Origin of the sequence: Sphingopyxis sp. H050 (genome assembly GCF_001468265.1) — a bacterium.
In the GTDB taxonomy this organism is placed as follows: domain Bacteria; phylum Pseudomonadota; class Alphaproteobacteria; order Sphingomonadales; family Sphingomonadaceae; genus Sphingopyxis.
Genome location: NZ_LNRZ01000003.1, coordinates 444,809 through 457,406, shown reverse-complemented (window position 1 = coordinate 457,406; position 12,598 = coordinate 444,809). Strand labels below are relative to the sequence as shown.

Below are 12,598 nucleotides of genomic sequence, written 5' to 3'. Positions count from 1 at the left end.
GGCTCATGGAGCGGAGCTTGGACGGCGCATCGTCTGAACGGGCGTCCGCGTTGCCCGGGGCGCAAGGGATAGCATGGCCGCCACGCGATGAAAGATAGTTTGCCTTTCAGCGCCCTTGCCCTTTCTTCGATTATGGGATAGGGGGGTATCCTATGTCACATGCCCACGCCAACAAGGACCAACTACTCGCCCGCACCCGGCGTATCGCCGGGCAGGTCGCGGCGATCGAGCGGGCGATTGCCGATGAGGCCGGCTGTGCCGCGATCCTGCATCAGGTGGCGGGAGTACGCGGCGCGGTGGCGGGATTGATGGACGAACTCGTCGCCGAGCATCTGCAATCGCATGTCGTCGCGCCCGGCCTGTCGGATGCTGCCCGCGCGCAGGGCGGCGACGAATTGCTTGCGGCGATCCGCCGCTACGCCAAATAGGGGGAAGAATGTCGCTCGACAGCGAAATCGATGCGTTGACGCACCGCCATGTCTATCTGGGCAAGCGGCACGACGAGAATGCGCGCCGCACGCTCTGGGTCGTGGTGCTGACGGCTGTCATGATGGTCGGCGAGATCGCCGCGGGGTTGATGTTCAATTCGATGGCGCTGCTCGCCGACGGCTTTCATATGGCAACGCACGCCGGCGCGCTTGGCATCGCGGCCCTCGCCTATCGTTATGCCAAGCGTCATGCGGAAAGCGGGCGGTACACCTTCGGCACCGGCAAGGTTGGCGACCTCGCGGGCTTTGCCTCGGCGCTGGTGCTGGGCATCGTGGCGATCGGCATCGCGTATGAATCGCTGATCCGCCTGGTGAATCCCAGCCCCGTCGAGTTCGGCGAAGCGACCATCGTCGCGATCGTCGGCCTGGGGGTGAATATCGTCAGCGCGCTGCTGCTGGGGCACGGTCACGATCATGGGCACGGTCATGAGCATGGGCATGACCATCATCACGATCATGACGATGCACACGGTCCTTCCCACGGGCACGAGAAAGACAATAATCTTCGCTCGGCCTATCTGCACGTCCTTGCCGACGCGCTGACCTCGGTGCTCGCGATCGCGGCGCTGCTCGGCGGGCGCTATCTCGGCTGGACCTGGCTCGACCCGGCGATGGGCGTCGTCGGTGCGATCGTCATCGCAGTCTGGTCCTGGTCGCTGATGCGCGACACCGGCGCGGTGCTGCTCGATGCGACGGACGCCAAGCTCGAAGCAGAAATCCGCGCGCTGGTCGAAGGGCCCGGCGATGCGCGGATTTGCGACCTCCACGTCTGGCGCGTCGGCCCCGGCGCGCATTCTGCGATCGTCAGCGCGGTCGGCGTGGCTCGCGAGACGATCTGCCAGCGCCTGCGTCCGGTGCGCGAGATCGAACATCTGACGGTCGAGATACGCTAGCTTGTATCGACCACGACCTCGATCTGCGGCGCAAGTCGCTTGAGCCTTTCGGCCCAGCGCTCGTAGGGCCAGGGGATCACCTCCTGATCGAACCAGAAGAGGCGATTGCCCTCGCGGTCGTAGAGATGGACCTCGTCGTCGCTTTCGTCGCCGCGCACGATCCGCAGCTTGCCGATCTGCGACACATGGATGCGCCCCTCGTCGCCGCCTGCGCTGCCGATCCGCGCCTGCCACCAGACAAGATCGCCGGTCGCCGGATCGAACAGGCTGCCGCGCCGCGGATTGGCGAGCATGTTGAGACCCGCCCCCAATGCGACGATCGCACCCAGTCCTTGCGCCAACGGCACCAGCCAAGGCGCGCATTCGCGTCCGTCCTCGCTGCAATTGTCCTCGGGACGAATCGTCGATCCGGCCCAGAAGAAAATCAGCCCGACGGAGAGCAGCAACCACATCCGGTAATCGGTTCGCGCGCTGCGGCGATAGATCGGAAGGCCGGCGTCGGTCATGGCCGCCCCTTATCACGGACAGCCTCAACAGAGCCCTAATGCGGCCCTGTTTCGACCGGCCTCGGCGATTAACCGCGTCCCGGCCCGCTGTCCCCCTGCGGCACATGGCGCACGCGGTGAAACATTTTGTTGGCGTTTCAGGGCATAAGGCAGGGTGAGAGCAGCCGTCCGAATCGGCTGCGGAGATTCGACGCATCGCATGAAGCCCGAACTGACCCTTTCCGCCCGCTCGACGTGGCGCGATCCGGTGCCGGAAAAGCCGGCGGGGCCGGGCCGCGAATATTGGGGCCTGCTGGTCGCGATCGTCGTCGTCGCATGCGCGGCGCTGATGCTGTCGAGCGGGCAATATCGCCCGCGCGGGTTCGGCGCCTACAGCGTTTCGGTGCCGCTTGCCTTCAAGACATATGACCCGGCGCGCTGGGCGGTGATGAATGCCGACACCTATGAGGATGCGCTGAAAATCGACCCGACGCTGCCGAGCCCCGACAGCATCGGGTTCGCCGATGCCACCGCGAACGCACCGCTGACCCCGGCGCAGCTCCAGCAGGAAGCGCTTGTCGGTCCGCCGGCGAAGCCTTACATCTTTCGCGGCCTGACCGCGCTCGATCGCGAACGCGCGCATTATTGCCTGACCTCGGCCATCTATTACGAAGCCGCGTCGGAGAGCGACGACGGGATGCGCGGCGTCGCGCAGGTCATCATCAACCGCGCCCGCCACCCGAGCTTTCCGAACACGATCTGCGGCGTCGTGTTCCAAGGGTCGCAGCGCGCGGGCGTCTGCCAGTTTACCTTCTCTTGCGACGGCGCGATGGCGCGCGCGCCGAGCAAGCCCCAGTGGCTGCGCGCGAGCCGCGTCGCCTCGGCGGCGCTGGGCGGCTATGTCTTTCCCGGCGTCGGCCTCGCCACCCATTATCACACGACCGCGATCTGGCCGCGCTGGGGCAAGAGCCTGGTGATGACCAACATCGTCGGCGCGCATATCTTCCACCGCTGGCGCGGCCGCTGGGGCATGCCCGATGCGTTCCGCGCGCCGTATCTCGGCCGCGAGCCGGTGCCCGGCCCCTATCTGCCGGTCGCGCAGCAACTCGCCATCCTGAAGGGTCAGGGCATTGCGCCGGGCGCCGGCCCGGTGCCCGCGCTGACCGGCGCCGCGGCGGTACTGCCCGACGTTGCGCCAGCGCCGATGCCGGCGCAGATGGCGACGCCGGTTGCTCCGATTCCCGCAGCGCCCGTTGCGCCCGCACCGACCTACACCGATCCGCGGCTCAACCAATCGGGCCAGATCAAGGAAGAATTCCGCAAGAGCGGGGAATGGATTCGCTGACCAAAGCCGCCTAGTCTCTCCGGCATCGAAATGAGGGAGAGATGCATGGGACATGTCAAAGGCATCGGTGGGTTGTTTTTCCGCGCCCAGGATCCCGCGGCGCTCAGCGCATGGTATCGCGACCGTCTCGGCATCGGGGGCGGGTGCAGCGCCGACGACAGCGTGCCGCCGAACGAGTGGGTATGGAATGTCACGGCGGGCCCGCTGGTCTTCTCGCCCTTCAAGGCCGACACCGACTATTTCGCTGCCGACCGCCAGTTCATGATCAACCTGCGCGTCGACGATCTCGACGCGGTGCTGGCGCCCTTTCGCGAGGCGGGCGACGAGATCATCACCAAGCCCGAATGGGACGACCCCGCGGTCGGCCGCTTCGCGCGCGTCCACGATCCCGAGGGCAATCCGATCGAGCTGTGGGAACCGCCTGTTTCCAAATAGCAGAACGGCGCCGGTCCTTTGGACCGGCGCCGCTTCCTGTTCGGCTTGCGAGGCTTAGCGCCCCTGGCTGCGCCAGCGCTTGACGACGCGTTCCAGGATTTCGGTTTCGCCGCCGGTCTCGCGCCACAGCTTCGAGAACAGAGGATCGCTGGAGGCGGGACGCTTGTCCTCCTCGAGCGTGTCGAGATAGACGCGGATCGGGATCGACACGCCTTCGCCGCAGACGATGCATTCGCGGTTGCGCAGCGCCGGGATCGAGTCGATGAACCCGCGCGCGCCTTCGGGCATCGCCGCCTTCACGAACTGCTGATCGCGCTCGTTGTTGAGGCGCATCGAGATGATCGTGCCGCACTGCGACAGCACGCCTTCGGCAAGGTCCGACGGGCGCTGGGTGATCAGGCCCAGCGACACGCCGTATTTGCGGCCTTCCTTGGCGATACGCTCGAGGATCTTGCGGACCGCCTGGCCGCCGCCGACATCCTTCGACGGGATGTAGCGGTGCGCTTCTTCGCAGACCAGCAGGATCGGCCGCTGCGGCTCGCCGCGCGACCAGATCGCATAGTCGAAGGTCAGGCGCGAGAGCACCGCGACGACGACGCCGGTGATGTCCGACGGAACCCCCGAGACATCGATGATCGAGATCGGCCGGCCGTCCGAGGGCAGCCGGAAAATCTTGCCGAGGAAGCCCGCCATCGTGTCGGCGACGAGCATGCCCGAGAACATGAAATTATAGCGCGGGTCGGCGCGCATTTCCTCGATCTTGCCCTTGATGCGCATGAAGGGCGCCGAGGAGGTCGCCTTGTCGAGCTTGCCCATCTCGTTCTGCAGGATGTTGAGCAGGTCGGACAGCAGATAGGGAATCGGCGAGTCGACCGTGAGTTTGGTCATACCCTCGGCCATGCGGTTCTTCTGCCGCGCCTGCAGCAGGCATTTGGCGAGAACGTCGCAGTCGGCCTGACGGTCGCGGCCTTGGCTGGTGACGAAGACTTCGCAATGCTCCTCGAAGTTCATCAGCCAATAGGGCATCGCCAGATTGTCGACGTCGAACAGGGCCCCGGTGCCCTTGAACGCGGCCGAATATTCGCCGTGCGGGTCGATCATCACGATATGGCCCTGCGGCGCGAGCTCGCAAATCTTGTGCAGGATCAGCGCGGCGCTGGTCGATTTGCCCGTACCGGTCGACCCGAGCAGCGCGAAATGCTTGCCGAGCATCGCATCGACGTAGAGCGAGCCGCGAATATCCTTGGTCGGATAGACGGTGCCGACTTCGACGTGCGCGCGCTCGTCGGCGGCGTAGATCTGCTTGAGATCGTGGCTCGTCGCGGCGAACACCTGGCTGCCCGGGATCGGGTAGCGCGTCACACCGCGGCGGAAATTGTGGATGCGGCCGGTGATCTTTTCCTCTTCGCCTTCGCCGAGGAAGTCGATCGTCGCGACGATCAGCCCTTCGCCGCGCTCGTGCAGCCGCTGGTCGCGAATGCTGGCGACAAGCCAGATATTGCCGACGCGAACCTTGACCTGCGCCCCGACCTGACCCGCCATCGCCACCGACGCGTCGCTCGACGACGACAATTGGCCGATCGTCGCGGCGTCGATCAGGATACGCGAATCCGAGCCCGAAACATCGATGACTTCACCGATCAACAGATCGTCGCGGTGGTGCGTCGCAACGGGCGCCACGGCCGCCGCCGTTCCCCCGCCGGCAAGCCGGACATGTTGTGCAGCCGTCGAATCCCCGGCGCCAAACCCGCCGCCATGCATATCCATAAAGAGCCCCGCCTTTTTTGTGTCCCGGCGAGGGTATCGCAGACGAGGGTAAACAAAGCGCTTATACGCGCGATTCATCATCCCTACCGGCGACGGAAAACCGCCGACGCGCCGTATCCGAGGATCAGCGACAGCGCGACGGCGCTGAGGCCGTAGAGGAAGCCGTGCCGCTGGGCCGCGAGCGCGACGAAACGCTCGAACCCGGCCTTGCGGATCTGGACGTCGCGCGAGGCGACCGCGAGTACGCGGCCGCGGCTGATGAGATAGGTTTCGGCGCGATAGGTACCGACGGGCACGCGCGCCGGCACCGGAATGCGCGCGCGGTAGAGCACGCCCTCGGTAATCTCGACCGCCTTGGGGTTCTCGTAAAAGAGGCCGCTGCGGCGATAGAGGTCGATCAGCCCCTGTTCGAAGCGCTCGAGCTTCCGCGCCTCCGAAAAGCCGGTCGGAGACATTGACAGATTGGCGAGGCCGAGCTCGAAGATCGCCGCGGTCCGCTCGTCGACCAGCTTGTCGATCGGGCGCGACGAGCCGATCGCGTAAAAGCCGGGCGAGGTGCGCAGGCGAATGCTGTTCGCATTGACCCACATGCCCGCGACGCGGCGCTTTTCGCGCAGGATGATCGGCCGCACCGGTCCCTTCAGGACGACAACGATGTCGGCGCGCTGGTCGGGCAGGCGCTGGTCGGGATAGAGGATCGCGCCGAACAGCAGCAATTCCTCGCCGGTGAAACTGTACTGGATGTCGATCGCGCGGCTCGACACATCGGGCACGAGCCGCGGGTCGGCAGCCTGGGCGCAGCTTGCGAACAGCAGCCCCAGCCCGATCATCGAGGGGCGGAGCAGCCTCATTGGACCGTGTAGATCTCGTCGGGGCGGATGAAGAGGCCGACCCCCATGCGCAGCGCGACGAGCAGTACGATCGCCGCGAGCGCCAGGCGAAGATACTCGGGCTTCACCCTCTGCGCAAAGCGCGCGCCGAACTGCGCGCCGGTGACGCTGCCCAGCAGCAGCAGCCCGGCGAGCACGATGTCGACCGCGCCGGTCGTCATCGCGTGGACCATCGTCGTGGCGATCGTCACGAACAGGATCTGGAACAGCGACGTGCCGACCACGACCTGCGTGCCCATGCCGAGCAGATAAAGCATCGCCGGCACCATGATGAACCCGCCGCCGACGCCGAGCAGCATCGTCAGCACGCCGACCGCCATGCCGAGCAGCAGCGGCGCGAGCGGCGAGATATAGAGGCCCGAGCGATAGAAGCGCCAGCGCAGCGGCAGGCTGGCGACCATCGGGTGATGACGGCGTTTGCGCGCCGGGGCGGGCAGTCCGGCGCGCACGGCGCGCAGCGCGAGCGCCGCCTCGCGCGCCATCATGGTGCCCACCGAACCGAGCAACACCACATACAGCACGTTGATCGTCGTATCGATCTGGCCCCAGGCAGTGAGCAGCTCGAACAGCCCGGCGCCGATCAGCGAGCCGAGCAGCCCCCCGGCGATCAGCACAGCGCCCATGCGCACATCGACCCCGTCGCGCTCGAAATGCGCGAGCGCGCCCGAGACGCTGGCGCCGGTGACCTGCGTCGCGGCCGACGCCGCCGCGACCGTCGGCGGAATACCATAGAAGATCAGCAGCGGCGTCGTCAGGAAGCCGCCGCCGACCCCGAACATGCCCGACAGGAAACCGACCCCGCCGCCGAGCAGGATGATGACCAGCGCGTTGACCGACAGATTGGCGACTGGAAGGTAAAGGTCCATGAGCCCCGAAACATGCGTCTGCGGCGCAAAACTGCGCCGAGTCCCATGACCCTAGAGTATTTTTGCGGGTCGGGGAATCGGCTGAGGCACCTAAATTTCCCGGCGTCAGAAATCGGCCGCCAGGGTCAACGCAACGCCGCTTTCGGGGCGCGCGTTGCCGGCCACCCGTTGCCGCCAGTCGAGCGCGATCCGCGCGCCCTGTCCGACTTCGGGAAGCTTCACGGTCAACCGCGGCCCGATATCGACGCGCGACGCGCCGGGCTGGATCGCTCCGGCCGCCAGCGCGCCAAGGCGCAGCGGCGACCGTTCGTCCTTGCCCAACCGGCGATCAATCACGACGGCCCCGTCGGCAAAGCCGTCACGGCGGTGGAGGCCGACCACGCCCATTTGGGCGTAGGCCTCGAGCCGGAACGCCGCCACTACCGGAACATCGCCCACGCCGCCGCTCGCCAGCGCGGCGAGCGCGGTCCGCCCTTGGTCGCCGAGCGCAACGCGTTGCTCCACCGCAATGTCGACCGGCCAGCGCCGGACCGGCGCGAAAGCGACGCCGAACGCGGCCTCGCGCTGGCGCGGCTGCTCGATCGCTACCGTCGCCCGGCCATAGGCCCGCACGCGCCCGGCGTCCCCGAAGCCGTAGGCCAGCCGCATTCCAGCCTGTGAGCCTCCCAGTTGACCGCCCGCCACGATATTGCCCGGCGTCCGATTGGATCCCTGGCGCAGATAGAGCCAGCTTCCCAGCGACCAGCCACCGAGCCGCCGGTTCATCCAGAAGGGCTCCGCATAGCCGGGCGCTGCCGCAGCGGCGGGCATGCCGGCCGCCCAGACGCTTTCACGGCCGGAAAAGGCCCCGCTCGACTGACTGGCGGCCGGGAACAGGCGTGCCATCAAAGCCAAGCGCAAGCTGTGCCGACTACCGCCACCGGCCATCGAGGGCTCCCCGCCAATCCGGCCATCGTCGCCGGCGGCGACGGCTGGGCGCGCGCCGCGACGGTTTGCCGGCATGGAGGGAGGCGCCGACATGGCAAAGGCTTGGCGCGCCAGCGGCCCGTCTCCGGCGCGGGCGGAGGTCACCAAAGGAGGTGGCGGCGCTGCGAAGGCCCGCGGTGGAGGCGCCCACACCGACGCTACACCCGCGGGCGCAGCCATCAGCGCCGCAGAATCCCACAGCGCCAAAGCGCGCACGCCGATCCATCCGACCAGACACAGCGCCAAAAAGCGAAACGCCCGCGCTTCGGTTCCGGCCGGCAGCAAGACGCGTACGCCGATGATCACTCGGTCGCCCGCGATGGCAGCGGCTCGGTCAGCGGCGCGCGATGGAAATGCTCGGTCTTGTCCCACACGACCTTGCCCGATCGGAGCATGGTCCAATAGAGCGAAGCCGCCCGGCGCGCGGCGAGTATCGCGATGACATTGCCGAGAAAGGCGCGCGGCAGCGCCTGCAGCGCCTGCCGAGGCCCGTACCAGCGGGCGGTGAAATATCCGCGCATGCCGAGCCGCCAGAGCAGAACCACCGCGTTGACCAGGAACAGCGTACGGATCGCCTCTCCCGGCGTTGGCATCGCCCATCCCAGCCACTGCGTCCCCGCAACGCCCAGCATCGTCAGAACCAACGCGACATAGGCGGTCAGCAGCACGATCGCAGCCAAGGGTGCGCGTCGGTCGCGCCAGAGCATCCAGCGCGTCAGCCAGATATTGGGACGACCGCCATCCTGTATGCTGCGTATCCGGTCGATCCAACCGAGCGAATCCCAGGCCGCAAGCGCGATACCCGCAATCCACCGCGACTTTTGTCGCACCGCGGTTTCCACCGTGATCGGGAACGCCCCGCGCGATGCTATTCGATCCCCATCGGGTCCGATCGCATCGACGAACCGGGCCGACAGGCCATAGGCGCCGATCAACATGCCCAACTCATAATCCTCGGTCAGGCTGTCTGGCCGAAAGGGATCGCCACCGCGTTCGATCGCCAGCAGGGCGACGGTGCTGCGGGCCAGCGCGCAGCCGACGCCTGCCGATGGGATCGGCAGGCCCAGCCGCGAGCGAAGCACGACCTCCTTGCCATGGGCTTCGGCAAACTCATCGCAATAATGACCCCCGATCCAGGTGGCACCCTGATCGACAAAGGGGACGACCGGGATCTGGACCATCGCATGGCCGTCGAGGGTGCGGCGATAGAGAGCGAGTTCGTAAGGATGCACATGGTCTTCGGCATCATGGAGGATGACGCCCAAGGCGCGAAACCCCTCGGCGCGCTCGTCAGCGCACAGCGCCGCCCACATCTGGTTGAGATTGTCGCCCTTCGTCGTGGGGCCGTCCGCGGCGCCGATCACCAGGCGGAGCCGCGGGTCGGATGCTGCCAGCGGCGATATCGCGAGCAACGTCGCGGCGTCGTTGGGATAACAGCCGATATAGATGCGAAAATCATCGTCATCCCAGGCCGCCAGCGAGCGCAACAGCGTCGTTGGCAGAACGGCCGCCTCCTTCCACGCCGGAATGAAGATCGCCAACTTTCCAGCCAGCGGTTGCTCCTTGTTCAGACCAAGATCGACCAGTCGGTCGCGGCCGTTCGTCGCGATCCACAGACCATCGAAGAGCAGATCGTCGATTCCGAACAGCAGGATGCCGACCGATGCAAACAGCATCAGTTCGCGACCGGCGCCCAGCACCAGCCACTCCAGCGATGCGATCGACAGCTCCACCCCGCGCGTCGCCCCCTCTCGATGGCGCCCCGCCATCGGTCGGGGTCATTCGGTAATATCGACACAATTTTTGTAAAGGGTGACGGCGCGAGCAGTGAAGGCTAGTAAGATCCCGAAAGCCTGACCCAAAACGGACGAAAATCTTTTCTATGCCCAGCGTTTCTGCGCCCCGATCCGCCCTGCGCGACTTTTTCGAGAGCGAAAGCGCAGGCGGGCTGCTGCTGATTTTCGCAGCCATATTGGCGATGATTGTCGCGAACAGCATGTTTGGCGAAACCTATCAGCATGTAATTCATGCGGCGACCGGTCCGACACTGTCCGACAAGCTCGGCCCGATGACTGTCCATCTGTGGATCAACGACGGGCTGATGGCGGTCTTCTTCCTGCTCGTCGGGCTGGAGATCAAGCGCGAGTTCGTCGATGGCGAGCTGGCAAGCTGGGACCGGCGGCGCCTGCCGATGATCGCCGCGGCGGCGGGGATGGCGGTGCCCGCGATCCTCTACATGGCGATCGCCGGCGGTACGCCCGGCCTCGCGCAAGGCTGGGCGATCCCGGCCGCGACCGACATTGCCTTCGCCATGGGCGTGCTGGCGTTGCTCGGGAAGCGCGCGCCGGCATCGCTCAAGCTGTTCCTCGTCACGGTCGCGATCGTCGACGACATGGGTGCGGTCGCGATCATCGCACTCTTCTACACGGCCAAGATCGACGTCGCGGCGCTCGCGGCTGCGACGGCGCTGTTCGGCGTCATGCTGCTCCTGGGCCGGCGCGGCGTCAAAAGCCTGACCGTCTATCTGCTGCTGTTCGCCGCGCTCTGGTACGCGACCTTGCTGTCGGGCGTTCATGCGACGATCGCCGGCGTGGTCGCAGCGATGGCGATCCCCGTCGAACGCACGCCGGGCGCGCCCGACAGCCCCACGTCGCCGCTTCACCGGCTCGAGCATGGTCTGCACCCGTGGGTCGCCTTTGCGATCGTGCCGTTGTTCGGTTTCGCCAATGCCGGCGTCGACTTGCGCGGTCTCGGCATCGACCAGCTTTTCGCGCCGCTGCCGCTCGGCATCGCCGCGGGACTGTTCTTCGGCAAGCAGATCGGCATCTTCGGCAGCATCTGGCTGGCGGTGAAGTTCGGCATCGCTGACAAGCTGCGCGGGGCGACCTGGCTGCAAATCTATGCCGTCGCCGTTCTCTGCGGCATCGGCTTTACGATGAGCCTGTTCATCGGGGGGCTTGCGTTCCCGGGCTCGCCCGAATTGATCGACGAGGCAAAGATCGGCGTTCTGATGGGATCGCTCGCCGCCGCGCTGACGGGATTTGCGATGTTGCGATTCGCTCCGCCATATCGCGTCCCCGGGGTCGACGAGACGAATGAGGATGAGGTGATCGCATGACCCGGACCGGTGCTGTCCTGATCGCGCTGGCGCTGGCAGGCTGCGCCACGACCGAGACGAAGCGGCCCAATGCAGCCACCGGCATCGCCTCGGTCGAGGTCCGCCGTACTCCCGTTTCGGCGGAAGCGCTGAACGCCATCGCCGCCGACTATGTGCGCCTCAGCCTCGAAATCGGGACGCACGAGGACGGCTATATCGATGCCTATTACGGCTCCGCCGCAGCGAAAACTGCGGCGGAGGCGGCGCCGCGCGACAAGGCGGCGCTGCTCGCCGCGACGCGCGACCTGATGGCGCGCACCGATGGCGCGGCGCGGCGACTCTCCGATCCGCTCGATCGCCGCCGCGCCGCCTTCCTTCGCGCGCAGCTCCGCGCCGCCGAGACGCGCCTGCTGATGATGCAGGGCACGCGCTTCGCCTTCGCCGACGAGGCCGAGCGATTGTTCGGCATCCGCCCACGGCTGAAGCCGCTGGCAAGCTATGACGAAGGCTTGGCCGCGATCGAGGCGCTGGTCCCCGGCGACGGTCCGCTCGCGACGCGCGTCGAGGCCTATCTCGACGGCTTTACCATCCCCAAGCACCGGCTGCAGAAGGTCTTCGACGTCGCGATCGCGCGCTGCCGCGGCCGCAGCGCGGCGCAGATTGCGATGCCCGCGGACGAAAGCTTCCGGCTGGAGTTCGTGACGGGCAAGAGCTGGAGCGGCTATAATTACTACCAGGGGGCCTATCACAGCCTGATCCAGGTCAACACCGATCTGCCGATCCGGCTGTCGCGCGCGCTCGACCTCGGGTGTCACGAGGGCTATCCGGGGCATCATCTGCTCAACATGAAGCTCGAGGAAAAGCTGGTGCGCGAGCGCGGGTGGAGCGAGTTCAGCGTCTATCCGCTCTACAGCCCGCAAAGCCTGATCGCCGAGGGCAGCGCGAATTACGGGATCGACCTCGCCTTCCCAGGCAACAGCAAGGCCGACACAGAGCGCGATATCTTGATCCCGCTCGCCGGAATCGCGCCGCCGACCGACGACCGCTACTGGCAGCTTTTGAAAGCCATCAAGGCGATCTCGGGCGCCCGGCTGACGATCGCGCAGCAATATCTCGACGGCGCGATCGACCGGCCGACCGCGGTCGCCCTGACCGAGAAATATCTGCTCGTGTCGCCCCAGCGCGCCGACCAGTCGGTGCGCTTCACCGAACAATATCGCAGCTATGTGATCAACTACGGCCTCGGCGAGCAGCTGGTGCGCGCCGCCATCGAACGCGGCAAGCCGAGCCGCGAGGAAATGTGGCGCCGCATGGCGAAGATCGTCAGCGAGCCGACGCTGCCTTCGGATTTGCTCGGGCGTTGAGC

General features: G+C 66.6%; 12 protein-coding genes. 6 read left to right on the top strand and 6 right to left on the bottom strand.

Going from position 1 to position 12,598, the window contains the following annotated elements; genetic code table 11:
- Window positions 1-152: 152 nt before the first annotated feature.
- Together ATE67_RS08330 and dmeF are read left to right on the top strand one after the other, a co-directional pair.
- Window positions 153-428: a metal/formaldehyde-sensitive transcriptional repressor gene (locus tag ATE67_RS08330; protein ID WP_058816248.1), complete on the top strand. Its 276-nt coding sequence runs from the start codon at window positions 153-155 to the stop codon at window positions 426-428.
- 8 nt (window positions 429-436) lie between these two features.
- Window positions 437-1,381 carry a CDF family Co(II)/Ni(II) efflux transporter DmeF gene (dmeF, locus tag ATE67_RS08325; RefSeq protein ID WP_058816247.1) on the top strand — a complete coding sequence of 315 codons (945 nt, stop codon included), beginning with the start codon at window positions 437-439 and terminating at the stop codon, window positions 1,379-1,381.
- Here the strand turns inward: dmeF and ATE67_RS08320 are convergent.
- Window positions 1,378-1,887 (bottom strand): hypothetical protein, encoded by a 510-nt coding sequence (locus tag ATE67_RS08320; RefSeq protein ID WP_058816246.1) that lies wholly within the window; start codon window positions 1,885-1,887, stop codon window positions 1,378-1,380. The genes dmeF and ATE67_RS08320 overlap by 4 nt on opposite strands.
- 199 nt (window positions 1,888-2,086) lie before the next feature.
- Between ATE67_RS08320 and ATE67_RS08315 the strand changes: the two genes are divergently transcribed.
- A complete protein-coding gene (locus tag ATE67_RS08315; RefSeq protein ID WP_058816245.1) occupies window positions 2,087-3,211 on the top strand; it encodes a cell wall hydrolase in 1,125 nt (374 codons plus the stop codon).
- 45 nt (window positions 3,212-3,256) lie between these two features.
- Window positions 3,257-3,646 carry a VOC family protein gene (locus tag ATE67_RS08310; protein ID WP_058816244.1) on the top strand — a complete coding sequence of 130 codons (390 nt, stop codon included), beginning with the start codon at window positions 3,257-3,259 and terminating at the stop codon, window positions 3,644-3,646.
- 54 nt (window positions 3,647-3,700) lie between these two features.
- On the opposite strand, the gene ATE67_RS08305 is transcribed toward ATE67_RS08310, so the two are convergent.
- From ATE67_RS08305 to ATE67_RS08285, 5 genes are all read right to left on the bottom strand, one after another.
- Entirely contained in the window at window positions 3,701-5,413 is a 1,713-nt protein-coding gene (locus tag ATE67_RS08305; RefSeq protein WP_197411902.1) for an ATP-binding protein, read from the bottom strand.
- 83 nt (window positions 5,414-5,496) lie between these two features.
- The gene (locus ATE67_RS08300; RefSeq protein WP_058816243.1) at window positions 5,497-6,264 is read right to left on the bottom strand and encodes a TIGR02186 family protein; all 768 of its coding nucleotides are present in this window, start codon (window positions 6,262-6,264) and stop codon (window positions 5,497-5,499) included.
- Window positions 6,261-7,169, bottom strand: coding sequence for a sulfite exporter TauE/SafE family protein (locus ATE67_RS08295; protein WP_058816242.1), 909 nt, complete (start codon window positions 7,167-7,169; stop codon window positions 6,261-6,263). Before ATE67_RS08295 ends, ATE67_RS08300 begins: the two co-directional genes overlap by 4 nt.
- 105 nt (window positions 7,170-7,274) lie before the next feature.
- A complete protein-coding gene (locus tag ATE67_RS08290; RefSeq protein WP_156416953.1) occupies window positions 7,275-8,054 on the bottom strand; it encodes a hypothetical protein in 780 nt (259 codons plus the stop codon).
- A 383-nt stretch (window positions 8,055-8,437) separates the two neighbouring features.
- Window positions 8,438-9,904: a glycosyl transferase family protein gene (locus tag ATE67_RS08285; RefSeq protein WP_082660273.1), complete on the bottom strand. Its 1,467-nt coding sequence runs from the start codon at window positions 9,902-9,904 to the stop codon at window positions 8,438-8,440.
- Window positions 9,905-10,017: 113 nt separating this feature from the next.
- On the opposite strand from ATE67_RS08285, the gene nhaA reads away from it, so the two are divergent.
- Both nhaA and ATE67_RS08275 read left to right on the top strand, forming a co-directional pair.
- Window positions 10,018-11,253 carry a Na+/H+ antiporter NhaA gene (gene nhaA, locus ATE67_RS08280; protein WP_058816239.1) on the top strand — a complete coding sequence of 412 codons (1,236 nt, stop codon included), beginning with the start codon at window positions 10,018-10,020 and terminating at the stop codon, window positions 11,251-11,253.
- Complete coding sequence (locus ATE67_RS08275) at window positions 11,250-12,596, top strand: hypothetical protein (protein ID WP_058816238.1); 1,347 nt, start codon at window positions 11,250-11,252, stop codon at window positions 12,594-12,596. The genes nhaA and ATE67_RS08275 overlap by 4 nt, the downstream gene beginning before the upstream one ends.
- Window positions 12,597-12,598 lie beyond the last annotated feature (2 nt).

Coding starts and splice junctions, on each gene's coding strand:
- ATE67_RS08330 (WP_058816248.1), top strand. CDS start 153: ATGTCACATGCCCACGCCAACAAGGACCAACTACTCGCCCGCACCCGG.
- dmeF (WP_058816247.1), top strand. CDS start 437: ATGTCGCTCGACAGCGAAATCGATGCGTTGACGCACCGCCATGTCTAT.
- ATE67_RS08320 (WP_058816246.1), bottom strand. CDS start 1,887: ATGACCGACGCCGGCCTTCCGATCTATCGCCGCAGCGCGCGAACCGAT.
- ATE67_RS08315 (WP_058816245.1), top strand. CDS start 2,087: ATGAAGCCCGAACTGACCCTTTCCGCCCGCTCGACGTGGCGCGATCCG.
- ATE67_RS08310 (WP_058816244.1), top strand. CDS start 3,257: ATGGGACATGTCAAAGGCATCGGTGGGTTGTTTTTCCGCGCCCAGGAT.
- ATE67_RS08305 (WP_197411902.1), bottom strand. CDS start 5,413: ATGGATATGCATGGCGGCGGGTTTGGCGCCGGGGATTCGACGGCTGCA.
- ATE67_RS08300 (WP_058816243.1), bottom strand. CDS start 6,264: ATGAGGCTGCTCCGCCCCTCGATGATCGGGCTGGGGCTGCTGTTCGCA.
- ATE67_RS08295 (WP_058816242.1), bottom strand. CDS start 7,169: ATGGACCTTTACCTTCCAGTCGCCAATCTGTCGGTCAACGCGCTGGTC.
- ATE67_RS08290 (WP_156416953.1), bottom strand. CDS start 8,054: ATGGCACGCCTGTTCCCGGCCGCCAGTCAGTCGAGCGGGGCCTTTTCC.
- ATE67_RS08285 (WP_082660273.1), bottom strand. CDS start 9,904: ATGGCGGGGCGCCATCGAGAGGGGGCGACGCGCGGGGTGGAGCTGTCG.
- nhaA (WP_058816239.1), top strand. CDS start 10,018: ATGCCCAGCGTTTCTGCGCCCCGATCCGCCCTGCGCGACTTTTTCGAG.
- ATE67_RS08275 (WP_058816238.1), top strand. CDS start 11,250: ATGACCCGGACCGGTGCTGTCCTGATCGCGCTGGCGCTGGCAGGCTGC.